This window comes from Streptomyces sp. NRRL B-24085 (assembly GCF_001282115.1).
Classification (GTDB): Bacteria; Actinomycetota; Actinomycetes; order Streptomycetales; family Streptomycetaceae; genus Streptomyces.
This window is the reverse complement of the sequence record NZ_LJBR01000074.1, coordinates 44,975-71,772: the sequence shown is the minus strand read 5'-3', so window position 1 is coordinate 71,772 and position 26,798 is coordinate 44,975. Positions and strand designations below refer to the sequence as shown.

Here is a 26,798-nt window from a genome sequence, read left to right as displayed (position 1 = left end):
AGGCGAGGCCCAGTCGAACACCTCGGGCGCCGACGCGGGTAGGTGGCGACGGCCCGGGATGTCCGTGAAGGAGCCCTCTCGGGCGGTGTGGGGGTGGGGACGGGGACAGGGGTGCGGACGGTCCCGGTGCGGTCCCGGGGGTGATCCGTGAGCAGTATTTATATATGCCGTCCGCTTGGCAAGGCGTATGAAAACATTCATGCTCGATTTATTGCGGATGGCCCCGTTGTGCAGGCGTATGACCGGGGTGGAGGGGGTCAGTCCCGCAGGAAGAACTGGTGCTGGTCGGAGATCTGCTCGTACTCCTCCAGCCGGGCCTGGGTGCGCTCGGGGTCGGCGTCGGTCATGGCCTGGAGCAGGGCGGCGGCGATCACGCCGGGCGCCGCGTAGGAGTCGAAGACCAGCCGGGAGCCGGTGCCGGTGGAGAAGAGGACGTCCGCCTCGTCGGCCACGTGCCCGAGTGCCAGGTCCGTGACGAGGGCGATCTTCAGTCCGGCGCTGCGGGCGACCCGCAGGGCGGTGAGGGTCTCCTGGGCGTGCCGCGGCATGGAGAACGCGAGCACCCAGGTGCCGCCCGCCTCGCGCGACTGCAGCAGCGCGTCGTAGGCGACGCTGCCGCCGCGGGTGACCAGCCGTACGTCGGGGTGGATACGGCGTGCCGCGTAGGCGAAGTACTCGGCCAGGGACGCCGAGATGCGCAGGCCGAGGACGGTCAGCGGGGTCGACTCGGAGAGCTTGCGGCCGAGTTCGATGACCTGGTCGGGGTCGGCGAAGTCGCGGCGCAGGTTCTCCAGGTTCTCGATCTCCGCGTCGACCGCGGCCTGGAGTTCGTTGCCGCGCGACTCGTCGTCGGTGACCGGTCCGCCGGCGAGGGTGCCGAGCGCGATGGACTGGAGCTTCTCCCGCAGGGCGGGGTAACCGCTGAAGCCCACGGCGGCGGCGAACCGCGTCACCGAGGGCTGGCTGACGCCCACGCGCTCCGCGAGATCGGTGATGGACAGGAAGGCCGCCTCGGTGATGTGCTCGATCAGGTACTGCGCGATGCGCCGCTGCCCGGGGGAGAGCCGGGGCCTGTCGAAGAGCGTCCTGAGCTGGGAGGCCGGGGCCGCCTCCGTCTCCGGTGCGGTCTTGCCCGAGGTGATCGCGGATGCCTGTGCGCGTGCCTGCTGCGGCGATGACACCGAGGCTCCTCCTTTGTCTGCCACGGGGAGTCAACATAGCCCACACCCCCCGGTGACCAGCGCTTGTGGGAAGGCGTCCGGCGGGCGCCGATCGGGACGGGTACGCCGCTCCCGATCGGGAACCCGCCGCTGGGCAAGGCCTTCGACGACATGTGAGGAGCAGCCCCGTATGACGGTCCCCGAGGAGCACCGGCGCAGGACGGACGCCACCGACCGGCTCGTGGCGAACCGGCAGGGGGAGCACGAAGCCCCCGCCCCCGGCGGCAGCGGGCGCACCCTGCGCGAGGCGTTCGAGGAAGCGCGGGTGGCACCCGACGACCTCGCCCGGGAATGACGCCGTACGGGAAACCACAGCTATCGGCAGGGGAGTGGCAATGGGTGCGCTGAGCGCGCTGGAACAGGCAATGGAGCACGGGTGGGAGGCGCTGTGGGCGCGGGTCGTCGACCGGGAGCCGGTCGAACTCCTCGACGCGCTGCGGCAGGAGTGCGACAGCAACGTGGTCGTGTGCAGCGAGAGCAGGGTGGTGGTCCCGAACGCGTACGACGTCGAGCTCGCGGAATTCGCCTACGACGAACTGGTGCGCCGGGGCAGCGATGTGGGGCAGGAGCTCACCGACAGCCTGGCCCGGCACGGTGAGCGGCACGGCTACGAGTGGGCGGGCCCGCTGACCGTGCACATCTCCAGGTCCGACCGGGTGCCCAACGGCCGTTACCGCGTGACGAGCGCGGCGATGCCCCATGTGAGCGCCGAGGGCTTCCAGCAGGCGCCGCGCTGAGCGGCATCGGGGCGTGCCCGCCGCGCCGGTCACCGGCGATAGATCGTGATCGAGTGGCCGACCTCGTCGACCGCACGGCTGGAGTCGATCAACTCGGCCAGCCGGCCCTTCGCCTTGGCGACCGACGAGTCCGACACGACCAGCAGCCCGCGCACCTCGTCCACCGGCACCTCGCGCGGGTCGGCCGCCTCGATGCCGTAGGAGGCGGGCAGGCCGCTGCCCTTGTAGACGAGCCAGATCCGCCCGTCCGGGTAGCGCTCGCGCAGCCGGTCGGCGAGCCTGCCGAGGTCCTGGCCCCAGTCGACGTTGGAGTCGTGCAGCCGCAGATGGGTGCGGGCCGGCCCGCCGAACGCCTCGTTGGAGTACGGCAGATAGTAGGGAAAGGTCCGCGCCGAGCTGACCGCGACGAACAGCACCAGGGCTCCCGTCACGACCGTCGCCCAGCGCCGACGCACCGCGAGAACACATCCGGCGGCCACCGTCAGGAACATGGGCAGGAACAGGGTGTACCGGGTGCCGAAGTCGCGTGAGCCCGTCATGGCCGAGGCCAGCAGCACCGCGGCGGGCACGAGCAGATACGGGGCGGCGGGCCGCAACCGCCGTACCGCCATCAGCACCACGGCACCCGCGGCCCACAGCGCGAGCAGGCCGAGCGGGGTCTTCACCAGGAGCGCGGCCGGCAGGTAGTACCAGAGGTGCCCGGTGTACACCCGCCCGAACAGGAAGCCCTCCCAGGGGTGGTTCTCGAAGCGGAACTGGATGCGCATCCCGTCCGCGTAGGCCGGCGGGAACGGCAGCAGGCCGGCGAGGGTCCCGCGCAGTCCGCGCACCACCGGCACCTGGTCCGGGGCGACTCCGCGCAGCCGCGGATCGACCACGAGGTACGACACCCATACGACGGCGACGGCGGCCAGCGTCACGACCGCGGCCCCGGCGAGCACCCCCAGCACCCGCCGGCGCGTCCCGGCACCGCGGTCCGCGGTCCACACCGAGAAGGCGGCCAGCCCCAGCAGGACCGGCACGGCGGGCAGCGCGCTCATCTTCGTCGCCAGGGCCGCGCCGAGCGCCAGACCGGCGAGGGGCACGTAGAGCCGGGGCCGTGCGCGGGCCCGCCACAGCAGCCACGCCGAGGTGAGCAGGAAGCCGGCCATGGGGACGTCGAGCGTGGCCAGCGAACCGTGGGCGACGACGTCGGGGGAGAAGGCGTACAGGGCGAGGGCCGCGACCCCCGCCGCCCGGCCGGCCAGTTCCCGGGCGAAGGCGAACACCACCAGCCCGAACAGCAGCGTCAGCACCATCACCGGGAGCCGGGCCCAGAACATCAGCCGCCAGGGGTCGTTGCCCGACTCGTACAGCAGATGAGGGCCCAGGTCGATCTGGGGCCCGTCGAACGCCGTGTCCACATGCGGGTCGGCGATCGCCACCCCCACGGCGATCACCAGCTTGCCGAGCGGCGGGTGCTCGGGGTTGTGGCGGATGCCCTGGCCGTGCAGGTACTCGGCGGCCGTGGCCACGTAGACCGGCTCGTCGATCGTGGGGGTCTGCTGCACGGCGGTCGTCGCCATGACGGCTGCCATCTGCGCGAGCAGCACGGCGACCAGGAGCGGCACCAGCCACCGCCGGACCGGTCGCGGCCGCCGCACCTCGTCGTCGCGGGACCCGGCCCCGGGGACCGGGACCAGGACCGTCTGCTGCTCGCTCGCCATCATCCGCCCCGCGGTGAGACCGGCCGGGCGGCGGCGGGAGCGATCCGGGAGCACCTCATGAGGGCCACTCTCGCACCGGCTCCCGCCCCCGCGGGCGTCACCGCTTCAGGAGTCGTACCGACAGACCTTCCGCCGTGTAGACGGGTACGGCCCGCAGGGCGGCGGAGTTCAGCTCGATCCGGTCGAACTGGCCGCGCAGCCCGCGGCAGCCGAGCACCCGGACCGTGTGTCCGGCCGTCGGCGGCCTGTTAGCGTCCAGCTTCAGCGACAGCACACTGCCCGCGCCGAGCACCGCGCGCCGCGTCACCTCCAGGACCGGCTCCTGGCCCGAGCGCAGCGTCACCTCCAGGGCGCCGGACTCCTGGCCGTACGTGCCGTGGACCCGGAGCGACCTGCCGGCCACCGTCAGCCTGCCGCCCTGCACCCGCACGTCACCGTGGCCGAGCGCGTGGGCCGAACCCGCCACCAGCGCACCCTCCTTCAGCACGGTCCCGCCGGTGTACCGGTTGTGCCCCGTCAGAGTGAGCGTGCCGCTGCCCCGCTTGGTCAGACCGCCGCAGCCGTCGATGTCGTTGCGCCAGGCGTCCGCCGCGTGGAAGCCGCCCGCGGACGCGTCCAGCGTGACGGTGACGTCCGCGTCGAAGGAGCCGTATCCGTCCGCCGCGGCGAACAGGTCGAGCCGGCCCCACTGCTCGAAGCCGTCCAGCAGGACATAGCCCGAGGGCAGCCCCGTGGTCCGGAGCACCTCACGGCGCTGCGCGGCGTCGAGGTACGGCAGCCGCGTCTCCAGCAGCACCTCCGCGCCCTTGGGCACGGTGAACGGCGCGTTGCCGCCGTCCCGGTGCAGCACATAGGTCAACCGGGGCCGGACGGAACGGGCGTTGGCCTCCCGGTCCGCGTACGCGTCGGCGGGGTCCGAGTGGGCGTAGGCGAAGAGCGTGTCGGCCGTGGTGCCGGTCCGCTCGGTGAAGTACTTCAGCGCCTGCGCCCGTGCCGCCGCCTTCAGGCCGGCGTTCGCGGGGTCGGCCAGCGTGGCGGCGGCCAGCGCGGTGGCCATGATGCGGCCGCCCATGACGTCGACCGTCGAGTGCATGCCGGACATGATCCGCGTGTGGCTCAGCTCGAAGGCGCGCGTCACGAGCTCCTGGAAGCGCTCGGGCACGGCGTACGCGAAGGCCAGGCCCGCCAGGTGGAAGGCGTTGGTGTGGCCGCTGGGGAAGCCGCCGTCGTCCACCGGGGAGGTGCTGCGCTGGCGCAGCAGCTGGGGGGCGACGACCACCTGGGAGTCGTAGACCGGATAGCCGAGCGCGTCCTTGGCGCCGGTGTCGACGACCTGGCTGTCCTCGTTCATGCGCCACGGGCGCGGGTACTGGAAGGAGTACTTGGCGGGGTTGCCGGAGGCGTAGGGGCCGCGCACGGTGTCGACCAGCTTGGCCACCTGGCCGAGCGAGGAGTCGTAGGAGCCCGCGCCGAGCGCCGATCCCGCGGGGGCGTCGGCCGGTACGGCGTCGCTGATCGTGGTGGGCGGGGTGGAGTCGGGCGCGCTGGTGATCGAGGTGACCGCCTTGGCGCCGGACCGGTACAGGCCGGCGAGCGGGCCGAGGCCGCCGATCATGGCGTAGCTCTGGTGCTGGCGGTCGTAGAGGAAGGCCTCCTTGGCCTGCGCCTCGGTGCGCGCCTGGGTGACGCGGGCGCAGTAGCGCATGTTGGCGCGCAGGATCTCGGGCCGCAGCGGGGTGCCGGTGTTCCAGGCGTCGCCGGTCTTCCACACCCGGGCGAAGCCGCCGAGTGCCCGCACCACGGCGTTGGTCTCGGCCGTCAGGTTCGCCATGACGTTGGACCTGTAGTCGTCCACGAACGCGACCGCGGCGGTGGCGGCCTTGGCGTCCGCGGCGCCCAGCCAGGAGGCGAAGGTGGGCGCGGCCAGGACGCCGGCCGAGGCGCCGAGAGACGTCTTGAGGAAGCCCCGACGCTTCATGGCACGTTCGGTGGGCGACGCGGGGGAGTGCTGCCCGGCGGATGACGGCATGGGTCTGCCTCTCTCTGGAGTTCTGCGGCCGTGCGGCCGGGAGGAGGTGGTGCGGACGCGACTCATGGTGCGGCGGACGGCACGTGCGCCGAACGCGCTTTCTGAAGTCGTACGAGCGAAGAACTACGGGCGGGTCATGTCGGAGCGGAGGAGACTCGGCATCCGGCGGATGTCACAGGAGTGAACGGGCCATCGCCACCGCGCCGTCCACCGGCGGTGCCCGCAGGGGGCGCGGCCGTGCCGACGGCACGCCCTCGGCCAGCGCGGACGCGAAGGCGTCGTACAGGGACGGCTGGGCGAGGACGGTACTGCCCGCGACCACGACGTCGTCGACCACCACCCCGCGGGCGGCGAGCCGTTCGACGAGCGCGGCCAGGGCGCGGCCCGCCTCGGCGATCACGGTGCGGGCGAGCGGGGATCCGGCCTCGGCGGCGGCGAAGACGGCCGGTGCGTGCCGGCCCCAGTCGGCGGAGGCGGCCGTCGCGTGCTCCAGGGCGGCGCCGAGCGCGGGGACTTCGGGGACGCCGAACCCGGAGAGCAGGCCGAGCGCCAGTGCGTCGGGCTCCTCGCCGCGGTCGTGCGCGGCCCACACGGCCCGTACGGCCTCGCGGACGAGACCGGCGGCGCCGCCCTCGTCGCCGAGCAGCGCGCCCCAGCCGCCGACCTGGACCGGTGTGCCGTCGGCGAAGCGGCCGACGGCGACCGAGCCGGTGCCGGCGACCAGGCCGACCCCCTTGTCCAGTCCCGCGGCGGGGACCAGCAGTTCGGCGTCGCCCACGACGAGCGCGGGCGCGTCGAAGTGCAGTTGGAGAGCGGTGCGGATCTGCGCGCACTGGCGCGGGGTCTCACAGGCATGCCCGCCGACGGCGAGGGCGGCGGGGCGGGCGCCCGCGGGAAGCGCGTCCGCGGCCAGGGCGGCCAGCCAGCCGGCGGCGGCCACCGGGTCGTGGGGCCGCCAGCCGCTGCTGGACCGGACGTGGTCGGCGACGGGGGTGTCGCCCGCGAACGCGCGGAGCTGTGTCTTGGTGCCGCCCACGTCGATGCCGACAACCAGGGGTGCGGTGTCCTGCACGGAACCTCTTTCGTCGTTGCGCTGTGTGCTGCGACGGTGGGCGAACCGTGCCGTAGGGCAAGGCGGTTGGAGAACTAGGGAAGCCCCGGGACAGGCTTCTGACGGACCACGGCAGGCGAGTACCGTGACGTTCGTTAGGAAGTTAACTAACGAAGTACAGTGCGTGTCAATAGGCGTCGCGCACTCGACTTCCCGGGCTCCCCGTCCCGGGTGGGAACGTACGACGCCGGAGCAACCCATCGCCGCCGCCCGCCGAGCCGCTCGGGCCGGGAAGGTGGCCTGTGACCTGGGGGAAGTGTGGAACACGACGTGGCGAGAGCCCCCCGTCTGACCGAGAGCGCGAGCGCTGTCTTCGCCGTGCTCGCCCAGGCGGGCACCGCGACCCGGCCACAGCTCGCGAGCCTGGCGCGCCTGTCCAAGCCGACGGTCTCCTCCGCCGTGGCGGAACTGGAGGGCGTCCATCTCGCGGCCCACTCCGGCACCTCGTCCGGCGCCACCGGACGCAGCGCCGCCGTCTACCGCCTCGGCCCGGCCGCGGGCGCCGTGCTCGCCGTCGACCTCGGTCCCGCACTGACCCGGGTCCGCGGCTGCGCCCTGGACGGCACCCTGCTCGCCGAGGCCACCGGCCCCCGGGACGAGGCCGCCGACGTGGTCCGCGACGCCCTCGCGGCACTGCCCCCCGACGCCCCGCTGCGCACCATCGTCGTGGCCGTCGGTGACGTCACCGCGCCGCAGCGGATGCGCCCGGCCACGGCCAAGGCGGGACCCGTCTTCGACGCCGTGACCGTCGCCCTGCCGCCCGGAGTGCCCGTCCACCTGGAGAACAACGTCAACTGCGCCGCCCTCGCCGAACTGCACGAGGGCGCCGCCCGCGGTCGGCACACCTTCGGCTACCTGCGGATCGGCGTCGGCATCGGTCTCGGCATCGTCGTGGGCGGCCAGGTGCTGGCCGGGGCCAACGGCGCCGCCGGAGAGCTGGCCAGGCTGCCCTACCCCTGGGACGACGGCCAGGAGCCCCGCCACGAGGCCCTGGAGGAGTACATCGGGTCCCGCTCGCTGCTGCGCCGGGCCGCCGAGGCATGGCCCGAGTCCGACGGCTCCTGCCCCCGCACGGCCGAGCGGCTCTTCGCCCTCGCCGCACAGGGCAGTGCCACGGCCCGCGCGGTCGTCGCCAGACACGCCGTGGACGTGGGCCGGCTGGCCGCCGCCGTGACCGCCGTACTGGACCCGGGGCTGCTCGTGCTGGGCGGCAGCACCGGCGCGTATCCGCAGCTCCTGCCCGGTGTGCGGGCCGAGCTGGAGCGGCTGAGCTGGCCCACCGAGGTGGTCAGCAGCCAGGTCGGTGAGCTCGGCACCGTCGTGGGCGCGGCACGGCTCGCCGTCGCCCGAGGAGTCCAAACCGTGACCCAGGCGGCGCGGACGAAGGATTGACGGGTTCGGACTCGGTCTGCCAATGTCCGGACAAGCGCTTTCTAAGTCGGCCGGGACGCCGGCTTGGGCGAGCGTCCCGCCCGTACTCGACGTACGGCGACCGCACGAGGGCGTGCCCGTGCGGAGACGGCCGACAGCGGCCGGGGACCCTCGCCCGTCAGGATGACGCGGCCGGGCGAGGCCGCGCCCTCGGAAAGCGAACCTCCTGCAAACTGCACCAGTGCCGCCTCGGTCGGCGCCGTGCTCCGTCCCCTACCACGAAAAAAAGGGATCGAAGATGACCACTGTGGGTGTGCGGCGCTCTAGCCGTCTCGGCCGCGGCGGCATGCGCCGCCTGGTTTCCCTCGCTGCCGCTGTCACGGCAGGTGCTCTGACGCTCACCGCCTGCGGCGGGGACGGCGGCTCCGGCGGTACCTCCAAGTCGCTGACGTTCTGGATCTCCACGGTTCCGGGGCAGGACGCGGGCTGGAAGAAGATGGTGGCGCAGTACAAGAAGGAAACCGGCGTCAACCTCAAGCTCGTCAACATCCCCTACGACGGCTACACCACGAAGCTGCACAACGCCGCGCAGGCCAACTCCCTGCCCGACGTCGCGGCCGTGCCGGCGCTGGACCCGATCTGGTCGAGCAAGCTGATCGACCTCAAGTCCATCGCTGACAAGAAGAGCAACAACATCAACCAGAACTTCCTCGCGAAGGACTCCTCCGGGAAGGTGCTGTCCATCCCCTCGGACGTCACCGCGTCCGGCCTGTTCATCAACAAGTCGCTCTTCGAGAAGGCCGGCGTCTCCTTCCCGACCGAGCCGTCGAAGACCTGGACCTGGACAGACTTCATCGCCGCGGCGAACAAGGTCCGCGAGAAGACCGGCGCCAAGTACTCCCTGACCTTCGACCAGTCGCCGTCGCGGCTGCGCGCCATGGTGTACGAGATGGGCGGCAAGTACGTCCACGCCGACGACTCCGGCAAGTTCTCGGTGGACGCGGCGACCAAGAAGGCCGTGAACACCTTCGTCGGCTGGAACGACGACAAGACCATGCCGAAGTCGGTGTGGACGTCCGGCGCCGACCCGTCCGCCATGTTCCAGAGCGGTGACGTGGTCGCCTACTGGTCCGGCGTGTGGCAGGTCGCCTCCTTCGCGGACAGCATCAAGAAGTTCGAGTGGGCGAGCGTCCCGACCCCCGCCCAGCCGGTCCAGGCCAGCGACGTCAACAGCGGCGGCATGGTGGTCGGCTTCAACAACAACGGCGACGCCGCCAAGGCCGCGAGGGGCTTCCTGTCCTGGCTGTACGAGCCGGCCCACTACAAGGCGCTGTGCGAGGCGTCCGGGTTCCTGCCGGTCGAGAGCGGGCTGAACCCGACGTACCCCTTCAAGTCCGAGGCGGCGCAGGCGGCGTTCAAGCTCTACAACGAGTCCATCCCGCTCTACGCCCCGATCTCCGGCTACTTCAACAGCGCGCAGACCAACTGGGTGCTGAAGGGCAAGAGCCTCACCGAGGACCCGACCAAGACGGAGCTCGGCAAGGCGATCAACGGCCAGCAGTCGGCCGACAAGGCCCTGCAGAACATCGTGGACGGCTACAACCAGCAGGTCGGCGGCTGATCACAGGCCCCGAGCGCCCGGGCGGCGGCGTCCCGACCCCGCCGCCCGGCCGCGGCCGCCCCCGTGACGCCGGGCTCATGGCCTGAGCCCACCGCAACCCCTTCCACCAGCACGGAGTCAGGAAGATGACAAAACGCGCCGCGGACGTGTCCGTGAGCCCGCCCAGCAGACGCAGTAAGTACACCCTTGCGCCGCTCGTCCTCATCGCGGCCAACGTCGTGCTCTTCGCGCTGTTCTTCGTCTGGCCGGCGGTGATCGGGCTCGTCTACTCCTTCACGAACTACACGGGCGTGGGGGTGTTCCAGTGGGTCGGACTGGACAACTACCACAACCTGTTCGGCGACTCCACGTTCTACGACGCGCTGACCCGGACGCTGCTGTACACCGTCCTCTTCGTCCCGCTGAACTTCGTCGTCTCGCTGCTCGCCGCCAACCTGGTGGTGAGCAAGCACGCCAAGGGCGGGTCCGTCGCCCGCGTCGTCTTCTTCATCCCGTGGCTGCTGTCGCCGATCGTCGTGGGTGTCCTATGGCGGTGGATGTTCGGCGAGAACTTCGGACTGGTCAACTACGTCATCGAGAAGTTCGGCGGAGACGCCGTTCCGTGGCAGTCGAACGCTGACCTCTCGTTGCTCGTGGTGGTGATGGCGGCGGCCTGGGCCTGGACCGGTTTCACGATGCTGCTGTTCATCGCGGCGATCAAGAACGTACCCGTGTCGTACTACGAGGCCGCCTCGCTCGACGGCGCCGGCCCCTGGCGCCAGTTCTTCAGCATCACCCTGCCGAGCATCGCGCCCACCTCGTTCATCGTGATCCTGCTCAACACGATCAACTCGATGAAGGAGTACCCGGTGTTCGTCGCCCTCAACAACGGCGGGCCCGGCACCTCGAACAACCTGCTCGTCCAGTACATCTACGAGACCGGCTTCAAACGGGGGCAGATCGGCTACGCGAGTGCCGCGTCGTTCGTGCTCATGCTCATCCTGATGGCCGTCGCGATCATCCAGCTGATCGTCAACCGGCGGGTGGAGAACCGATGACAACCACAGACATCCCGCGCCCGGCCGACGTCGACTCCGGACGGAGAGTCCCCGGCAAGCGACCCCGCAGGACGAGCACCGGCGGGATCCGGCAGGCGGTGTCCGCGACGACCCTGCTGTGGATCATGGCGTGCCTGTACGGGTTCCCGGTGCTGTGGTTCGTGCTCAGCTCGCTCAAGCCGGCCAGCGACCTGTTCTCCTATCCGCTCACGCTGGTCCCGCACAACCCCACCCTGTCGGGATTCAGGGCGGCGTGGGACAGCGCCAACTTCTCCCAGTACTTCATCAACACGGCCATCGTCTGCGTGATCACGACGATCCTCACCGTGGGAGTCAGCTGCTGCACCGGGTACGCGCTGGCCAAGTACGACAACCGGTGGCTCAAGGCGTTCTTCCTCTGCATCCTGGCCACCACGATGCTGCCGGGCGAGGTCATGCTCGCCCCCGAGTTCCTGGTGGTCCGCAACCTCGGCCTCTACAACTCCTTCGCCGGCATCATCCTCCCGGCCGTGCTCACCGCGACCGGATGCTTCATGTTCCGCCAGTTCTTCCTGACGGTGCCCGACGAACTCGTGGAGGCCGCGCGCATCGACGGCGCCCGCGAGCTGTCGATCTTCCTGCGGATCATGGTGCCGCTCTCCCGGCCCATCATGCTGACCCTCGCCATCCTGTCCTTCCAGTGGCGGTGGAACGACTACATCTGGCCGCTGCTGATGCTCAACGACCCGAACAAGTTCACCGTGCAGATCGGCATCCAGAGCATCGTCGGCGCGCAGAACATCAACTGGTCGGTGCTGCTCGGCGCGTCGGTCATCTCGATGATCCCGCTGATCGCGATCTTCCTGGTCTTCCAGAAGTACGTCATGGGCGCCGACATCAACGCCGGACTGAAGGACTGACCTTGCCCGCTCCGCTCGACCACGAGTTCGTCCGCGCGGCAGCGCTCGCCGCCGACGGGTCGGCCGACCCGTCGGCGGAGTTCATCGAGCCGCACCGCGCCCTGGCACGGCGGGTGAAGACCCTGGTCGCGGCGTACCGCTCGCCGGAGTCGGCCCTGCACGGGAGCGAGCGGGCCGTCGCCGCCGCGCTGACCCACCTGCGGGCCCTGCGGGCCGTGCAGACGCCCTCCGGCCTCTTCGCGGGCGGCGACAACGTGCAGTCGCCGCCGGACTCCGCGTTCACCGTCAACGACGTGTGCGACGCGCACGTCCTCGCCGCGGCTGCCGGGCCCGAACTGGCCGACGTCACGGCGGCGCTCGCCGAGATCGCGGGCGACGCCACCGAAAGCCTCCTGACCGGCGGGGTGCACACCCCCAACCACCGCTGGGAGCTGTCCGCCGCGCTGGCCCGGCTGCACCGGTCGTTCCCCGACGACCGGCTGCTCGCCCGCGCCGAGGAGTGGCTCGCCGAGGGCGTCGACATCGACGCGGACGGCCTGTACTCGGAACGCAGCGCCGTCTACGCGTCCATCGTGACCAACCCGGCCCTGCTGTTGCTGGCCGAGGTGCTCGGACGCACCGACCTGGTGGCCGCCGTCGAACGCAACCTCACCGCGACCCTGGACCTGATCAGGCCGGACGGCACGGTGGAGACCGTCCACTCGCGCCGCCAGGACCAGCGGATGCCGTTCGCGCTGTGGCCCTACCTGCCGCACTACCGGCTGCTCGCGATCCGCACCGGCCGGGGCGACTTCGCCCGCGCGGCCCGCCTGGCGGCCGCCGGCGGCATCCACGACCCCGACCTGCTCGCCCAGACCCTCCTCACCCCGGATCTGTGCCGCAGGCTGCCGGAGCCGGACGCGGAGCAGCTCCCGCGCGACCGGTACCTCCCCACCGCACGCCTCGCGCACCATGCCTCGGCCACCGCGCACACCGTGGTGTACGGCGGCTCCGACGTGCCCGAGCACCGGCGCATCCGCTCGGGCCTCGCCTGCAACCCCACCTTCCTGCGCATGTTCGCCGGCGACGCCGTCCTCGACGCGGTCCGCCTCTCCCGGGGGTTCTTCGACCTGGGCCCGTTCCGCGCCGCCGGCATGGAACGGCTCGCCGGCCACCGGTACCGGCTCACCCAGACCCTCACCGCCGCCTACTACCAGCCGCTCCCGAAGGACCGCAGGCGCGACGACGGCGCCTACCCCCTGGTGGACGAGGGCCGCTTCTCCGCGGCGATGGGCTTCCCGGACCGCCCTCAGGACGAGGTCTCCCACACGACCCGGATCGAGGTCGACCTGCGGGATGACGGGGCCGACCTGCGGATCGACATCAGCGGCCCCCCGGTGCCCTGGGCCCTCGAACTGACCTTCCGGCCGGGCGGCGAGCCGCAGGGCGCCGTACCGCTCGGCGACGGACGCTGGTGCATGACGACCGAGCCGCTGACCTACCGCGTCGGCGACGACGGGATCCGCGTCGAGGCCGCCGTCGAGACGGGCGAACCGCTCGCCGGGCCCGACCGGAGCGACGTACTGCGCTACGACCCGGGACAGGACCACACCGTGGCCGGCGGCACCGACGCGACGACCGGGAACCGCGTCTACCTCGGCGGGCACGGACCGCAGACACTGACCCTCGCACTGCGCGCCATCTCTCAGGCATGAAGGGCTGATCTCCTTGCACCTCCCACGCCAGCTCGGGCCGCTGCACGACCTGCCGGACACACCGCAGGCGTACGACGCCGTCCTCGCCGACGTCACCGAGCAGGCCCTCGCGCGCCTCACCCCCGAGGGCAACCTCGAACACCCCGACTGCGTCGACGACATCGGCGACACCTCCCTCGGCATCACCTCGCTGCTCGCCTTCGCCTGGCAGCGCACCCGGGACGACCGGCTGCCGGAGGCGGTCCGCCGCAGCCTCGCCTTCCATCTGCGCGAGCGGGTCTACACCGACGACAACCCGGGCTACCCGAACCTCAGGGTCCGCAACTCCGGTCTTCCGTACGCCCGTTACACCCTGGCGGCGGGCGCCCACCCCATCGGCGACTGGCCGAGCACGGTGTGGGCGCTGCTCCAGGCGGTGAACGTGCTCGACGCGGCGGAGGGCCTCGTCGACGACAAGCAGCAGGCCGAACTCCTCGACGTGGCCCGCGGATACTGGCGCTGGCTCACCGAGGCGACCTTCTTCAACCCGCAGGAGGCCGGCAACCAGGCGATCGGCTGTGTGGTCGGCGGCCTGATGCTGGCGGCCCATCTGCCCGGCCCGGAGGCGGAGTCGGTGCGCGCGCGTGCCCTGCGGCTGTACCGGGACGAGATCCGCGCCCACCGGGTCGAGGACCGCGGCGCGGCCCTGCCGCCCGAGCACGGCGGCGCCTACGACAACAACTACGGCCCGATCTCGCTCTCCTTCCTCGCCCAGGCCCACCGGGTCAGCGGCGAGACGATGTTCGCCGAGGACGGCGACACCCTGGCCCGCTACATCGACGCCCGGCTGACCAACGGCGGCTTCGACAACGGCGGCCCGCGCTACAGCGAGCAGCACTCCGCCTTCGAAGCGGTCCTCGGACTGCGCTACTTCGGCGCCCGCATCGGCGCCGACCTCGGCCGCTACCGGGGCGACAGCCGCTGGGCCCGGCACGCGGTCAAGGAGGACGGCGGGGTGGACGGCCACTTCGCCTGGATGCTCGTCTGGCAGATCCAGGACACCGCACGCTGGCACCGGGAGCCGTCCACGGCGACCGCCCGCCACCAACTGAGGGCCGGCGGCGTCTCGGTGGCCTTCGACTCCCGGATGACACCGGCGGTCGTGGAGGCCGCGGGCACCTACTACCTCCCCGCGGCCGTGAACCGGCAGCACGGCTTCGGCCCGGTCGCCGACGGCTTCCTGCTGTGCCGTCCCATGGGCGAGGTCCGGGTGCGCGACGTGCGCGCCGACGGCCTCACGGCCAAGCTGGTCACCAAGCCGGTCGTCGGCCGCGACCACGTCCTGCGCCACATCCAGTCCCTGTACGTCACCGACGGCACGAGCCTGTGGACCGCGGTCACCCTGGAACGCCTGCCCGGTACGCCCTACCTGCTGGCCGGGCTGCCGTACGCCGAGGACGACGGCGACCGGGTGCGGCGGACGGCCGAGGGCGAGGTGGCCTCCGTGGGCGCCCTGCGGCTGACGCATCCCGGGGCGGAGGGCGTCGACCACTTCGACGCCCGCTCGGCGACGACCCAGGAGCAGGCGGCCTTCGCCCTGGCCGCCGACCCCCGCGGCTACGGCAACCCCGACGAGGGCTGGCGCCACCTGGTCAGCTCCACGGCACTCGAAGCCGACCCCGCCCCGGACGCACCGGACGACCTGCACGCCTTCGCCGTCCGCTACGGCCCCGGAGACAGCTTCACGGCCGCCTTCGCGCGCGAGGACACGGGCCTCACGGTGCGCACCGAGGCCTTCACCGCGCGCATCGGCGACCCGGCGGGCGACGCCCACGGCGAGCCGGAACTGACCCTGTCCGCCCGCTGAGGCGCGGGGCGGCGGTCACACGTCCACGCGGGGCAGTGCCGACTGCGGCACCACCAGGTCGGCGCGGTCCCGCGTGGCCGCCACCAGTGCCGCGTTGGCCTGGTCGGAGCGCCGCACCCACGCCACCGCCTCCTCGTGGGTCTTGCCGAACTCCTCGTGCCGGGCGACCAGCCGGCGCACCCGCTCGTCCTCGTCGAGTGCGCAGAACCACACCTCGTCCAGCGCGGGGCGCACCCGCGCCCACGCGCCGGTGCCGAGCAGCAGGTAGTTCCCTTCGGTCACGACCAGACGGGCCGTCGGCGGCACCGGGATCGCCCCCGCGACCGGCTGCTCCAGCACCCGCTCGAACCCCGGCGCGTAAACGACGTCCCCCGCCGTCTCCTCGCGCAGCCGCCGCAGCAGGGCCGCGTACCCGGCGGCGTCGAAGGTCTCGGGCGCCCCCTTGCGGTCGCGCAGCCCGAGCCGCTCCAGCTCCACGTCGGCCAGGTGGAAACCGTCCATGGGGACGTGCGCCACCCAGGGCTCGCCCGGGCCGTTCAGCGCCCGCACCAGATGCTCGGCGAGGGTCGTCTTGCCCGCGCCGGGGGAGCCGGCGATGCCGAGCACGGCCCGCCTTCCGGGCTCGGCGAGGGAACGCGCGCGGGTCAGGAGGTCGTCGAAGGTCAGCGGCACACACCGAGTGTGTCATTCGATGAGTGCGGGTCGGCCAGGCACCCTGGAGGGCGCAAGGGGGAGAAAGGAGCCCCAGACGTGCCCCAGTACCACGACCGGTCCGACGCCTCGGGCGCTGCCGGCGCCACCGACGAGGAGCGGATCCGCGCCCTCATCACCGCGTGGGCCGCGGCCGTGCACCGCGGTGACCTCGCCGGCGTGAGCGCGGACCACGCCCAGGACATCGTCATGTTCGACGTGGCGTCACCCCACCACGGCATCCGGGGACTCGCCGCCTACCGCGCGGCGTGGCCGCCCTTCTTCGCCTGGCAGGCGCAGGGTGCCCGTTTCGACATCGAGTCCCTCCATGTCACCGCGGGCACGGACGTCGCGTACGCCCACGCCCTGGTGCGCTGCGCCACACCGGAGGAACTCGCCGCGGACCCCGGCTTCCGGCTCCGGCTCACCTTCGGTCTGCGCAAGGAGCGCGGCCGCTGGCTGGTGGCCCACGAGCACCACTCCTTCCCGCACGACTGAATCCGTTTGTTGACGAAGCGAAAGGCTGGGCACCGTCTCCTTTATGACGGAGCTCGGTCTACCCGCAGAGATCAAGGCCTGCCTGTTCGACCTCGACGGGGTCGTCACCAGGACGGCCGTCGTGCACGCGGCGGCCTGGAAGGAGATGTTCGACGCGTTCCTGCGCGAACGCGAGAGCGATCATTTCCGGCCTTTCGACGACCATGACTACGACCAGTACGTCGACGGCCTGCCACGGGCCGACGGCGTGCGCACCTTCCTCGCCTCCCGCGGCATCGAACTGCCGGACGGGAAACCCGACGACCCGCCCGGCGCGGAGACGGTCCACGGCCTCGGCAACCGCAAGAACGCCCTCGTCCTGGAGAAGATCCGCACCGACGGCGTCGAGCCCTACGACGACACCCTGGCCTACATCCGCGCGGCCCGCGCCCAGGGCCTGCGCACCGCGATCGTCTCCTCCAGCGCCAACTGCCGTGACGTGCTGCGCGCGATCGACGCCGAGGACCTCTTCGACGTACGCGTCGACGGCGTGGTCGCGGCCGAGCGCGGGCTCCCCGGCAAGCCGCACCCCGACACCTTCCTCGCCGCCGCCGAGGACCTGGGCCTCGACGCACCCCGCTCCGCCGTCTTCGAGGACGCCCTCGCCGGCATGGACGCGGGCCGCGCCGGAGGCTTCGGGTACGTCGTCGGCCTGGACCGCGTCGGACAGACCGACGCCCTGTACGAGCACGGCGCGGACATCGTCGTGAAGGGCCTCGCCGAGCTCGGAGGACACGCGTGATCACCCAACGCTCCTACACCGTCGAGCCCTGGGCCGTCCGCGAGACCTCCCTCAAGCTCGACGTCCTGGCCCAGAGCGAGTCCGTCTTCGCCCTGTCCAACGGCCATGTCGGCTGGCGCGGCAACCTCGACGAGGGCGAACCGCACGGCCTGCCCGGCACCTACCTCAACGGCGTCCACGAGCTGCATCCGCTGCCGTACGCCGAGGCCGGCTACGGCTATCCCGAGTCCGGCCAGACCGCCATCAACGTCACCAACGGCAAGATCGTGCGGCTCCTCGTCGACGACGAGCCCTTCGACCTGCGCTACGGCCGTCTCGTGTCCCACGAACGCTGCCTGGACCTGCGCCGGGGCGTCCTGGAGCGGTCCTGCGAGTGGATCTCGCCGGCCGGCTCGCGCATACGGGTGCGCTCGACCCGGCTCGTCTCGCTCAGCCAGCGGGCGGTCGCCGCCGTGGCCTACGAGGTGGAGCCCGTCGACAGCCGCACCCGGGTGGTGATCCAGTCCGAGCTGGTCACCAACGAGAGCCTGCCCGGCCCGAACGGCGACCCGCGCGCCGCCAAGACGTTGAAGTCGCCCCTGGAGCACGAGGAGGGCTTCGCCGACGGAACCCGGCTGCGCCTGGTGCACCGCACCCGGCACAGCGGACTGCGGGTCGCCGTGGCCGCCGACCACGTGATCGAAGGACCGGAACGCACCACCACCAGCAGCGAGGAGACGGTGGACCTGGCCCGGCTGACCGTCACCTCCGTCCTGGAGCCGGGACAGCGGCTGCGGGTGGAGAAGCTGGTCGCCCACGGCTGGTCCGGAACCCGCTCCCGGCCCGCGATGAGCGACCAGGTCGACGCGGCCCTGGCGGCCGCCGCCCACAGCGGCTGGGACGGACTCCTGGACGAACAGCGGTCCTATCTCGACGACTTCTGGGCCCGCGCCGACGTCGAGGTCGACGGTGACGAGGAGATCCAGCAGGCGGTCCGCTTCGCCCTCTTCCACGTCCTCCAGGCGGGCGCCCGAGCGGAGCAACGGGCCATCCCCGCCAAGGGGTTGACCGGATCCGGGTACGACGGGCACGCCTTCTGGGACACCGAGACCTTCGTGCTGCCGCTGCTCACCTACACCGAGCCCCGGGCCGTGGCCGAGGCACTGCGCTGGCGGCAGAAGACGCTGCCCGCCGCCCGCGAGCGCGCCGCGCAACTCGGCCTGAACGGCGCCGCGTTCCCCTGGCGGACCATCGAGGGCTCGGAAGGGTCGGCGTACTGGCCCGCGGGCACCGCCGCCTTCCACGTCAACGCCGCCGTCGCGGACGCCGTCGTGCGCTACACCGAGGCCACCTGCGACACGGACTTCGAACGCGAGACCGGCGTCGAACTCCTCGTGGAGACGGCCCGGTTGTGGCGCTCGCTGGGCCACCACGACCACCACGGCGTCTTCCACATCGACGGCGTCACCGGGCCCGACGAGTACAGCGCGGTCGCCGACGACAACACCTACACCAACCTCATGGCCCGCGCGAACCTCCTCGCCGCCGCCGACGCCTGCGGCCGGTATCCGGAGCGGGCCGCCGAACTCGGCGTCGACGACGAGGAGAGCGCCGCCTGGCGGGACGCCGCCGAGGCCGTGCACATCCCCTACAACGACGAGCTCGGCGTGCACGAACAGCACGCGGGGTTCACCCGCTACCAGCGCTGGGACTTCGAGAACACCCGCGCCGACCAGTACCCGCTGATGCTGCACTTCCCCTACTTCGACATCTACCGCAAGCAGGTCGTCAAGCAGGCCGACCTGGTGCTGGCGATGTACCTGTGCAGCGGCTGGTTCGAGGAGTTCCACGACGAGGAGCAGATCGCCCGCAACTTCGCCTACTACGAGCCCCTGACCGTACGGGACTCCTCCCTGTCGGCCTGCGTCCAGGCGGTCGTCGCGGCCCGCGCGGGTCACCTGTCCCTCGCCTACGCCTACACGGCCGAGGCGGCGCTGATGGACCTCGTCGACCTGGAGAGCAACACCCGCGACGGACTCCACATCGCCTCCCTCGCCGGCACCTGGACGGCATTGGTGGCCGGGTTCGGCGGACTGAGGCGCGACGGGGACTCGCTGTGCTTCGCCCCGCGGCTGCCCGAGCGGTTCAGCCGTCTCGCGTTCAACCTCCAGCTCCTCGGCCGCTGCCTGCGCGTGGAGATCGGTCCGGACAAGGCGACGTACACCCTGAGGTCGGGAGAGCCCCTGACGATCCGCCACCACGGCACCAGTCTCACCGTGAACGGCGACGGGCCCGTCGTCCGCCCCGTCCCGGCACCGCGTGACCGGCCCGCTCCGGACCAGCCCCGGCACCGCGCCCCGCACGCCCGCTGAGCCGGCCGGGCGGTCCGGAAGGGCACCGCTTGGCCGAACTCCGCCCTGCACCCCCTCCCGCCCCGGGTTAGGTTGTCCATGCCTTCGAGGACAGAAGTCCTCGAGGACGGCAGCTTCGAGGACCTGACCAGTCCCGGGGCACACGGGGTGAGGGACGGACGATGACACACGGGGACAGCGCTCTGCTCGTCGGAGGCAACCGGCGCATACCGTCGGCTGCCTCCGACGCTCTGCGGCGCACCGGAAGCTCCTGGCCGCTCGCGGCGGTGGCCGCCGCCTTCACCCTGGCCCAACTCGTCCTCGTCCGCCCCGGCATGGGCCTGGGCTGGGACGAGACCGTGTACGTCAGCCAGGTCGGCACCCAGGCCCCGGCCGCCTTCTTCAGCGCCCCGCGCGCCCGCGGTGTCTCCCTGCTGGTCGCGCCGATCGCGAGCTGGTCGACCTCGACGGAACTCCTGCGGGTGTACCTCGCCGTGCTCTCCGGTCTCGGCCTCTGGCTGGCCCTGCGCGCCTGGCGCGGCCTCTTCCCGGTCCGCGTCCTCGCCGTCGGCGGCGCCCTGTTCGCCTCCCTGTGGATCACCGTGTTCTACGGCCCCCAGGCCATGCCCAACTACTGGGTCGCCGTCGGCGGGCTGGGCGCGGCCGGCTGCTTCCTGCGGGCCCGGGAGAACCCGAGGGCCCTGTGGGGGGTCGTGGCGGGCGCCTGCCTCATGGCGTGGATGCGGCCCACCGACGCCGTGTGGGTCACCCTCCCGCTGCTCGCCGCCGCAGCCGTCGGCCGCCGTGCGCGGTCCGTCCTCGCCCTGGTGGCGGGACTGGTGGCGGGCGGCACGCAGTGGGTCGTCGAGGCGTACGTCAGCTACGGCGGCCTGGCCGAGCGCCTGCACGAGGGCTCCCGCATCCAGGGCGGGCTCGGCCCGCAGTTCGCCGTCGACGACCAACTGCGCAGCCTGAGCGGCCGGTCCCTGTGCCGTCCCTGCACGGGGCCGCTGCCGGACCCCGCCGTCATGGCCTGGTGGGCCGTCCTCCCGCTGCTGGCCGCCGTCGGACTGGTGGTCGCCGTACGGGCCGGGCGCACCCGGGCCACCCTCGTCCCGCTGGCCTGCGCCGCGACGGCCGCCGTGCCCTACCTGTTCCTGATCGGGTACGCGGCCCCGCGCTTCCTGCTGCCCGCCTACGCCCTGCTCGCGATCCCGGTCGCCGACGCGCTGTTCCACCTGGCGACCACCCCGGCCGGCCGGTGGCGGCCCGTCCCGGCGGTGCTGCTCGCGATCGGGCTGGCGGGGCACCTGGCGGTGCAGTACGCCGTGCTGGAGCGCACGGTGAAACGCACCACGGGCCACCACCGCGACTGGGCCGACACCGCGGACGAGCTGAACCGTCTGGGGGTGCGCCGGCCCTGTCTGCTCACCGGCCATCTGTCGGTCCCCGTCGCCTACTACGCCGGGTGCACCTCCGCGGCGGCCTGGGGCCCCAACACCAACAGCACCGAGGCGGGGATCGTCGGGGCGTCCCGCCGTATGCCCGTCGCCGTCCTCACCCGGCCGGGGGCCGCGCCACCCGCCTACGCCCGCGACTGGCCCACCGTGCCCGCCGCCGGGATGGACATCCACGTGGCGCCGAACGTGAGCGCGCACGGGCCGACATGAGGTCCGGGCGGATCGCCCCCGCCCGCCGCCCGCTGTGAACGGCGACCGGCGTTTCCGGCCCGCCCGCTTCTGGTAGGACTCGGTTGTCGGCGCGAAGGCGAGGGGGAGTGCCATGACGTGGAACGAGAACGGCGGACGGCTGGGGGAGGAGTTCTTCACCCCGGGCTCCTCGTCCTTCACCGAGTTCCTGGCGGCCCACCGCCCCGAACTGCTCGGTACCCGCCGCGTCCTGCCCGACGGCGTGCGGGCCGCGCCGGACCAGGTGCCGCACGGCACCACCGTGCTGGCCCTCACCTACCGCGACGGCGTGCTCATCGCGGGCGACCGCAGAGCCACCATGGGCAACCTCATCGCCCAGCGCGACCTGGAGAAGGTGCACCCCGCCGACGACCACACGGCGGTCGCCTTCGCCGGCACCGTCGGACTCGCCCTCGACATGGTCAAGCTCTACCAGGTCGAGCTGACGCACTTCGAGAAGATCGAGGGCGTCGCTATGACCCTCGACGGCAAGGCGCGCCGTCTCGCCGGCATGATCCGGCAGAACCTCGGCCAGGCCATGCAGGGCCTCGCCGTGGTTCCCCTCCTCACCGGCTACGACCCCTCGGCGCCGGAGGGCGAACGCGGCCGCATCTTCAGCTTCGACGTCGCCGGCGGCCTCTACGAGAAGACCGACTTCCACGCCGAGGGCTCCGGATCGCCGTACGCCAGGGGCGCGTTGAAGAAGCTGTTCCGCAGGGGCCTGGAGCGCCGCGAGGCCGCGCTCGCCGCGCTCCAGGCGCTCTACGACGCGGCCGACGACGACTCCGCCACCGGTGGCCCCGACCTCAACCGCGGCATCTACCCCATCGTCTCCGTCATCACCGAGGACGGCTTCGAGCGGCTGTCCGAGCCGGAGACCGCGGACCTCAGCCGCGAGATGGTCGAAAAGCGCCGCGACCGGCCGGACGGGCCGAACGCGACGCCCTGAACGGGCACTTTCCCCAGACGTGGGAAAGACCTGCCACGGGCTTTACTGCACATGACTTGCAGGTACCGGAGGATGGCACAAGGCTGCTGACCGCGGCCGTACCCACCGAAGAAGGATCCTCCGCCCGATGACGGCCGCCCCTGACTCCGCTCCGCCCCTCCTCCCCGCCACCGCCGCCCCCGTGAGGGGCTCGGTACGGCACCGCGTCCGCGGCTCCATGACGCGGCAGGAGTGGGTCAGGGCGGGCGGCATGGCCGCGGTCGTGGTGGGCCTGCACGTGATCGGCTGGTTCACCCTCGTCGCGATCGTCGCCCCGCACCACTACGCCGTCGGCGAGAAGTCCTTCGGCATCGGCATCGGCGTGACCGCCTACACGCTCGGCATGCGGCACGCCTTCGACGCCGACCACATCGCGGCCGTCGACAACACCACCCGCAAGCTGATGGGCGACGGACAGCGGCCGCTGTCGGTGGGCTTCTGGTTCTCGCTCGGCCACTCCAGTGTCGTCTTCGCCCTCGCGCTGCTGCTCTCGCTCGGCGTCAAAGCCCTCGCGGGACCGGTCCGCGACGACGACTCCCGGCTCCACGACGTGACCGCGCTGATCGGTACGACGGTCTCGGGGGCGTTCCTCTACCTCATCGCCGCGGTCAACCTGGTCGTCCTCGTGGGCATCTGGAAGGTGTTCCGGCGGATGCGCTCCGGCCGCTACGACGAGGCCGCGCTGGAGGAGCAGTTGAACAACCGCGGCTTCATGAACCGCCTGCTCGGCCGTGTCATGAAGTCGATCACCAAGCCGTGGCAGATGTACCCGCTCGGCCTCCTCTTCGGCCTGGGCTTCGACACGGCGACGGAGATCGCCCTGCTGGTCCTGGCCGGGTCGGGCGCGGCCTCCGGGCTGCCCTGGTACGCGATCCTCACCCTGCCTGTCCTCTTCGCCGCCGGCATGTCCCTCCTCGACACGATCGACGGCTCCTTCATGAACTTCGCCTACGGCTGGGCGTTCTCGAAGCCGGTCCGCAAGGTCTACTACAACCTCACGATCACCGGCCTGTCGGTCGCGGTGGCCCTCCTCATCGGCACGGTCGAACTCCTCGGCCTGCTGGCCGACGGGCTGGACCTCCACGGCCCCTTCTGGACCTGGATCAGCGGCCTCGACCTCAACCTCCTGGGCTTCGTCGTCGTGGCCCTGTTCCTCGCCACCTGGATCGTCGCCCTGGTGGTGTGGAAGGTCGGCCGCATCGAGGAGAAATGGACGGCCGGGACGACCGGGACGGCGGGGGAGCGGTCCGGCGGCTGAGGTCGTCCGCCGCTCAGCCCCGCACCCGGAACTCCTTTCGCCACTTGACGAACTGCTGGTGCGGATCGCCGGTGTACGACCACGGGGCGCGGGTGCCCCGGCGGTCCAGGAGACGCAGCAGCGGCACCGCGATCTCCGCGAGACCCGCGTGGCAGGCCGCGTGGGTCAGGTAGTTGAGGTCACGCAGCTCGCCCGGGGCCGGCGCCGGCTCGGCGCGGCCCACGATCCAGCGCTGCCAGGTGCGCCGTACGTCACTGACGGCCCCGTCGTTCTTCCAGTGCTGCCCAAGGCCCACGGAGGCCCGCCTGTCGTCGGCGGCCTCCGTCGCCGTGCGGTACTCCTCGACCCGCGCGTACTGCACCAGCACCGGCAGGGCGGAACCCGGCGGCGCCACGCCGGCCGCGTCGCGGGCGAAGTCGTACATCAGGCCGTTCGAGCCGTGCCAGCGGGCCGAGTAGTAGTGCAGCACCTGGAGGTGCCCCTCGACGCTGTACGGGTCCCGCGCGTGCAACTCGTCCCACCAGCGCCCCAGTTCCTGGCGCCGCACGCCGGCCGGGTACAGCCTGGCCACCGAGATCAGGGAGATCCACGGCGTGGGGTCGTCCACGAACGCCTCGGACGCGTGGAGGCAGGCCATCACCGCGGAGTCGACGCGGCGCTGGTCGATCGGCACACCCCGGCCCGCCGCGATGGCCAGGTTGAACGCCCGGGCCGTCTCGGTGGCCGCCCGCAGCACCAGCGCGTCACCGTTGTGCGGTTCGGCCGCGAGCCACGACTCGACCGTCGAACTGCCCGCGCAGGCCTGGGCGAGCACCCGTACCCGGTGGCCCCGGGAGAGCCAGTCGGGCCCGGTGGCGCGCAGCAGTTCGCGCAGGCCCTGCCAGCGGCCGATGACGATGTCCTGGCGGGCGCTGGTGAGCGGGACGTCCCCGCAGTCGGGATCGAATTCGGGTGCGAAACGGTCTCTCGCCATCGCACAACCCCTCAGAAGTCGGTGGGGAGACCCTCGTGGACGAGTGAGGACCCGGCCGCCCCGCCGTCGGGAACGTAGTCCGCCTCGACGGTGCGGCTCGCGTCGAGCCGTGCGGGCCGGTAGTAGTCGCTGCCCCGCCGCCAGTACCAGAGCATCGGGACCAGACCCACGGCCAGCCCGCCGACGCCGATCGTGATCGCGGCGGTGCTCAGCTCGCCCAGCGACTCGACGAAGACCCAGAACATGAACAGGGCGCCCAGCAGCGGCCAGAGCCCGCCGAGCAGGAAGTCGGTCGGGGACTTCAGCAGCATCTTGCGGTACGCGACGACGACCGCGAGGCCGCTGAGGCCGTAGTAGACGGCGATCTGCAGACCGATCGCCGAGATGGCGTCGGAGAGGATGTCGCCCACCGAGCCCAGGGCGTTGGAGGCGATGAACATCAGCAGCGCCACCGTGCCGACCACCACGATCGCCACCCAGGGGGTGTTCCAGCGGCGGTGCACCCTGCCCAGCGCGGACGGCATCGTACGGTCCCGGCCCATCGCGAACAGCGAGCGGGTGACCTGGATCAGGGTGGTCTCCAGGGTGGCGATGGTCGACAGCATCACCGCGACGATCAGCAGCTTGCCGCCCCAGCCCGGCCAGACCTCCTCACCGAGCACGGCCAGCACGTTGGCGTCGTTGTCCTCGATCTGCTTCGAGGTGAGGACGACGTTCACCGCGATGGTGAAGACCTCGAACAGCAGGAAGACGATGCCGACCCCGATGAGCCCCGCGAGTCCCGTCGTGCGGCGGCTGTTGCGGGTCTCCTCGCTCAGGTTGCTGGTGACGTCCCAGCCCCAGTAGTAGAACGCGGCGATCAGCGCGCCCGACGCGAAGCCGGCCATGCCGTCGAAGTGGCCGAAGCCCAGCCAGGACCACTCGAAGGTGCGCGCGTTGCCGGTGTGGAAGAGGGCGAGCACCGCGAACAGGGCCAGTATCGCCAGCTCCACACCGGACATCACGAGCTGGGCGCGCACGGTGAGCCGGGCACCGCCGAGTACCACGAGCAGCATCAGCACGAACCAGGCCGCGCCCACGACGGTCGACAGCGCGGTGTCGTCCGCGAGGTCCGCGTCGAAGAGGGCCAGTGTCATCGAACCGGCGGGCAGCGAACCGGCCACCATGAAGATGGTCGCCGAGATCACCAGCGCCCAGCCGGAGACGAAGCCCAGGAAGGGATGGAGGGTACGGCCCACCCAGGAGTAACTGGCCCCCGCGTTCACGTCGATCCGGCTCAGGTAGCTGAACGCGAGCGCGATGCCGAGCATGGGTATCGCGCAGTACAGCAGAGCCGCCGGACTGGCCAGGCCCACCGAGCCGACCAGGACCGCGGTGGTCGCGGCGATCGAGTACGCCGGCGCGCTGCCCGCGACGGCCATCACCACGGTGTCGAAGGTACCGAGGGCGTTGGCCTGCAGCCCTCTGCCCCTGCTGATGCTCATGGTTGTGCTGCTTTCCGTAGGGCACGACGCACGGCGGAGGGGACCGTGCAGCGCAAAAGGGGTGGGGGGTGGCTCCGCTCCGGACCGCGAGAGGGATGGCCTCGGGCCGGGGCGGTGGAGAGAGGAACGGAAGGGTGCGCAGGACCGTACGACCGCTGCGTGGACGGCCGGTCACTCCGTGTGTGCGAGTGATGATAGCCCTATTCCTTGACGCTTCAAGATTAACTGGGGGGTAACCTTCCGGCTGTGGAATGCCTTACTCCGGCAGCCTTTTGAGGTTGGGGAGCGCATACGGGGAAACGCGGATCAGGACATCGCACCGAACGTACGCGACGCGCGAGGGAGGCAGCCCATGGGCACCGAACCGACATCTGCCGAGCCGATGGCCGACGACGCCTACCAGCCCACCGGAACCAACGAGGAGCAGGAGGACGCGGCGCCCCTGGACCTCCAGGACGCCCTCGACGAGCGGACCTATGACGACACCCTCGACGAGGGCTACTCGCCGCCGGAGAAGCCCCTCGGCGTCACCCGGCACGGCACCACCGCCGCCGAGCAGCACGAGGGCGAGACTCTCGACGAGCGCCTGGCCCAGGAGGTTCCCGAGGCGACCGAGCCCCTCGGCGACGAGATCGGCGACCTGCCCGGCGGAGAGGGCGAACCGGTCGACCCGCAGGCCGGCGCCGACCGCGCCGGACGCCTCGTCGCCCCCGACGAGGGCGCCCACCCCACCACCACGAAGGAAGAGGTCGCCACCGACGTGGGCATCGACGCGGGCGCGGCCGGCGCGGAGGAGGCCGCCGTGCACGTGGTCGAGGACCCCGACCAGCTCTGAGG

The 26,798-nt window shown here is 72.0% G+C and carries 22 protein-coding genes; 15 read left to right on the top strand and 7 right to left on the bottom strand.

All coding sequences use genetic code 11. From position 1 onward, the window contains the following. Nucleotides 1-257: 257 nt before the first annotated feature. Nucleotides 258-1,181, bottom strand: a complete 924-nt coding sequence (locus AOJ26_RS11535; RefSeq protein WP_053848145.1) for a MurR/RpiR family transcriptional regulator — start codon at nucleotides 1,179-1,181, stop codon at nucleotides 258-260. Nucleotides 1,182-1,350: 169 nt separating this feature from the next. Here AOJ26_RS11535 and AOJ26_RS43820 point away from each other — a divergent pair, with 169 nt between their 5' ends. Together AOJ26_RS43820 and AOJ26_RS11530 are read left to right on the top strand one after the other, a co-directional pair. Next, nucleotides 1,351-1,515 carry a hypothetical protein gene (locus AOJ26_RS43820; RefSeq protein WP_179200217.1) on the top strand — a complete coding sequence of 55 codons (165 nt, stop codon included), beginning with the start codon at nucleotides 1,351-1,353 and terminating at the stop codon, nucleotides 1,513-1,515. A gap of 40 nt (nucleotides 1,516-1,555) precedes the next feature. Beyond that, on the top strand, nucleotides 1,556-1,957 hold the full coding sequence (locus tag AOJ26_RS11530; RefSeq protein ID WP_053848144.1) for a DUF3662 domain-containing protein: 402 nt from the start codon (nucleotides 1,556-1,558) through the stop codon (nucleotides 1,955-1,957). 29 nt (nucleotides 1,958-1,986) lie between these two features. Here the strand turns inward: AOJ26_RS11530 and AOJ26_RS11525 are convergent, their stop codons facing one another. The 3 genes from AOJ26_RS11525 to AOJ26_RS11515 form a co-directional block, all read right to left on the bottom strand. Beyond that, complete coding sequence (locus AOJ26_RS11525) at nucleotides 1,987-3,666, bottom strand: phospholipid carrier-dependent glycosyltransferase (RefSeq protein ID WP_179200219.1); 1,680 nt, start codon at nucleotides 3,664-3,666, stop codon at nucleotides 1,987-1,989. A 94-nt stretch (nucleotides 3,667-3,760) separates the two neighbouring features. Further along, nucleotides 3,761-5,692: a phosphatase PAP2 family protein gene (locus AOJ26_RS11520; protein WP_053848142.1), complete on the bottom strand. Its 1,932-nt coding sequence runs from the start codon at nucleotides 5,690-5,692 to the stop codon at nucleotides 3,761-3,763. Between the two features lie 172 nt (nucleotides 5,693-5,864). Next, nucleotides 5,865-6,764 carry an N-acetylglucosamine kinase gene (locus AOJ26_RS11515; protein ID WP_053848141.1) on the bottom strand — a complete coding sequence of 300 codons (900 nt, stop codon included), beginning with the start codon at nucleotides 6,762-6,764 and terminating at the stop codon, nucleotides 5,865-5,867. Nucleotides 6,765-7,073: 309 nt separating this feature from the next. Between AOJ26_RS11515 and AOJ26_RS11510 the strand changes: the two genes are divergently transcribed. From AOJ26_RS11510 to AOJ26_RS11485, 6 genes are all read left to right on the top strand, one after another. Continuing rightward, nucleotides 7,074-8,195, top strand: coding sequence for an ROK family protein (locus AOJ26_RS11510; RefSeq protein WP_234358529.1), 1,122 nt, complete (start codon nucleotides 7,074-7,076; stop codon nucleotides 8,193-8,195). 277 nt (nucleotides 8,196-8,472) lie between these two features. Continuing rightward, nucleotides 8,473-9,795, top strand: a complete 1,323-nt coding sequence (locus tag AOJ26_RS11505; RefSeq protein WP_053848139.1) for an ABC transporter substrate-binding protein — start codon at nucleotides 8,473-8,475, stop codon at nucleotides 9,793-9,795. 125 nt (nucleotides 9,796-9,920) lie between these two features. Beyond that, nucleotides 9,921-10,832, top strand: a complete 912-nt coding sequence (locus tag AOJ26_RS11500; protein ID WP_053848138.1) for a carbohydrate ABC transporter permease — start codon at nucleotides 9,921-9,923, stop codon at nucleotides 10,830-10,832. Beyond that, a complete protein-coding gene (locus tag AOJ26_RS11495) occupies nucleotides 10,829-11,731 on the top strand; it encodes a carbohydrate ABC transporter permease (protein WP_053848137.1) in 903 nt (300 codons plus the stop codon). Before AOJ26_RS11500 ends, AOJ26_RS11495 begins: the two co-directional genes overlap by 4 nt. A 2-nt stretch (nucleotides 11,732-11,733) precedes the next feature. Next, nucleotides 11,734-13,425 (top strand): hypothetical protein, encoded by a 1,692-nt coding sequence (locus AOJ26_RS11490; RefSeq protein ID WP_053848136.1) that lies wholly within the window; start codon nucleotides 11,734-11,736, stop codon nucleotides 13,423-13,425. A 13-nt stretch (nucleotides 13,426-13,438) separates the two neighbouring features. Then, on the top strand, nucleotides 13,439-15,271 hold the full coding sequence (locus AOJ26_RS11485; protein WP_053848135.1) for a hypothetical protein: 1,833 nt from the start codon (nucleotides 13,439-13,441) through the stop codon (nucleotides 15,269-15,271). Nucleotides 15,272-15,286: 15 nt separating this feature from the next. Here AOJ26_RS11485 and AOJ26_RS11480 read toward each other — a convergent pair whose 3' ends face one another. Then, complete coding sequence (locus AOJ26_RS11480; RefSeq protein ID WP_053848134.1) at nucleotides 15,287-15,943, bottom strand: nucleoside/nucleotide kinase family protein; 657 nt, start codon at nucleotides 15,941-15,943, stop codon at nucleotides 15,287-15,289. 78 nt (nucleotides 15,944-16,021) lie between these two features. Here AOJ26_RS11480 and AOJ26_RS11475 point away from each other — a divergent pair, with 78 nt between their 5' ends. From AOJ26_RS11475 to AOJ26_RS11450, 6 genes are all read left to right on the top strand, one after another. Next, complete coding sequence (locus tag AOJ26_RS11475) at nucleotides 16,022-16,459, top strand: nuclear transport factor 2 family protein (RefSeq protein ID WP_053848133.1); 438 nt, start codon at nucleotides 16,022-16,024, stop codon at nucleotides 16,457-16,459. Nucleotides 16,460-16,502: 43 nt separating this feature from the next. Further along, nucleotides 16,503-17,240 carry a beta-phosphoglucomutase family hydrolase gene (locus tag AOJ26_RS11470; protein ID WP_053848132.1) on the top strand — a complete coding sequence of 246 codons (738 nt, stop codon included), beginning with the start codon at nucleotides 16,503-16,505 and terminating at the stop codon, nucleotides 17,238-17,240. After that, nucleotides 17,237-19,591 (top strand): glycoside hydrolase family 65 protein, encoded by a 2,355-nt coding sequence (locus AOJ26_RS11465; protein ID WP_053848131.1) that lies wholly within the window; start codon nucleotides 17,237-17,239, stop codon nucleotides 19,589-19,591. The genes AOJ26_RS11470 and AOJ26_RS11465 overlap by 4 nt, the downstream gene beginning before the upstream one ends. 161 nt (nucleotides 19,592-19,752) lie before the next feature. Beyond that, nucleotides 19,753-21,240 carry a hypothetical protein gene (locus AOJ26_RS11460; protein WP_053848130.1) on the top strand — a complete coding sequence of 496 codons (1,488 nt, stop codon included), beginning with the start codon at nucleotides 19,753-19,755 and terminating at the stop codon, nucleotides 21,238-21,240. Between the two features lie 112 nt (nucleotides 21,241-21,352). Then, a complete protein-coding gene (gene prcB, locus AOJ26_RS11455; protein ID WP_053848129.1) occupies nucleotides 21,353-22,207 on the top strand; it encodes a proteasome subunit beta in 855 nt (284 codons plus the stop codon). A 127-nt stretch (nucleotides 22,208-22,334) separates the two neighbouring features. Beyond that, the gene (locus AOJ26_RS11450) at nucleotides 22,335-23,504 is read left to right on the top strand and encodes a HoxN/HupN/NixA family nickel/cobalt transporter (RefSeq protein WP_053848128.1); all 1,170 of its coding nucleotides are present in this window, start codon (nucleotides 22,335-22,337) and stop codon (nucleotides 23,502-23,504) included. 13 nt (nucleotides 23,505-23,517) lie between these two features. Here AOJ26_RS11450 and AOJ26_RS11445 read toward each other — a convergent pair whose 3' ends face one another. Together AOJ26_RS11445 and AOJ26_RS11440 are read right to left on the bottom strand one after the other, a co-directional pair. Beyond that, entirely contained in the window at nucleotides 23,518-24,477 is a 960-nt protein-coding gene (locus AOJ26_RS11445; protein WP_053848127.1) for a hypothetical protein, read from the bottom strand. An 11-nt stretch (nucleotides 24,478-24,488) separates the two neighbouring features. Beyond that, nucleotides 24,489-25,961, bottom strand: a complete 1,473-nt coding sequence (locus tag AOJ26_RS11440) for an APC family permease (protein WP_053848126.1) — start codon at nucleotides 25,959-25,961, stop codon at nucleotides 24,489-24,491. 352 nt (nucleotides 25,962-26,313) lie between these two features. Here AOJ26_RS11440 and AOJ26_RS11435 point away from each other — a divergent pair, with 352 nt between their 5' ends. Further along, complete coding sequence (locus AOJ26_RS11435; RefSeq protein WP_053848125.1) at nucleotides 26,314-26,796, top strand: DUF5709 domain-containing protein; 483 nt, start codon at nucleotides 26,314-26,316, stop codon at nucleotides 26,794-26,796. Nucleotides 26,797-26,798 lie beyond the last annotated feature (2 nt).

What these genes read in the sequence shown, in the direction of transcription:
- AOJ26_RS43820 (WP_179200217.1), top strand. Translation starts at nt 1,351, where the DNA reads ATGACGGTCCCCGAGGAGCACCGGCGCAGGACGGACGCCACCGACCGG.
- AOJ26_RS11530 (WP_053848144.1), top strand. Translation starts at nt 1,556, where the DNA reads ATGGGTGCGCTGAGCGCGCTGGAACAGGCAATGGAGCACGGGTGGGAG.
- AOJ26_RS11525 (WP_179200219.1), bottom strand. Translation starts at nt 3,666, where the DNA reads ATGATGGCGAGCGAGCAGCAGACGGTCCTGGTCCCGGTCCCCGGGGCC.
- AOJ26_RS11520 (WP_053848142.1), bottom strand. Translation starts at nt 5,692, where the DNA reads ATGCCGTCATCCGCCGGGCAGCACTCCCCCGCGTCGCCCACCGAACGT.
- AOJ26_RS11505 (WP_053848139.1), top strand. Translation starts at nt 8,473, where the DNA reads ATGACCACTGTGGGTGTGCGGCGCTCTAGCCGTCTCGGCCGCGGCGGC.
- AOJ26_RS11500 (WP_053848138.1), top strand. Translation starts at nt 9,921, where the DNA reads ATGACAAAACGCGCCGCGGACGTGTCCGTGAGCCCGCCCAGCAGACGC.
- AOJ26_RS11495 (WP_053848137.1), top strand. Translation starts at nt 10,829, where the DNA reads ATGACAACCACAGACATCCCGCGCCCGGCCGACGTCGACTCCGGACGG.
- AOJ26_RS11470 (WP_053848132.1), top strand. Translation starts at nt 16,503, where the DNA reads ATGACGGAGCTCGGTCTACCCGCAGAGATCAAGGCCTGCCTGTTCGAC.
- AOJ26_RS11460 (WP_053848130.1), top strand. Translation starts at nt 19,753, where the DNA reads ATGACACACGGGGACAGCGCTCTGCTCGTCGGAGGCAACCGGCGCATA.
- prcB (WP_053848129.1), top strand. Translation starts at nt 21,353, where the DNA reads ATGACGTGGAACGAGAACGGCGGACGGCTGGGGGAGGAGTTCTTCACC.
- AOJ26_RS11450 (WP_053848128.1), top strand. Translation starts at nt 22,335, where the DNA reads ATGACGGCCGCCCCTGACTCCGCTCCGCCCCTCCTCCCCGCCACCGCC.
- AOJ26_RS11445 (WP_053848127.1), bottom strand. Translation starts at nt 24,477, where the DNA reads ATGGCGAGAGACCGTTTCGCACCCGAATTCGATCCCGACTGCGGGGAC.
- AOJ26_RS11440 (WP_053848126.1), bottom strand. Translation starts at nt 25,961, where the DNA reads ATGAGCATCAGCAGGGGCAGAGGGCTGCAGGCCAACGCCCTCGGTACC.
- AOJ26_RS11435 (WP_053848125.1), top strand. Translation starts at nt 26,314, where the DNA reads ATGGGCACCGAACCGACATCTGCCGAGCCGATGGCCGACGACGCCTAC.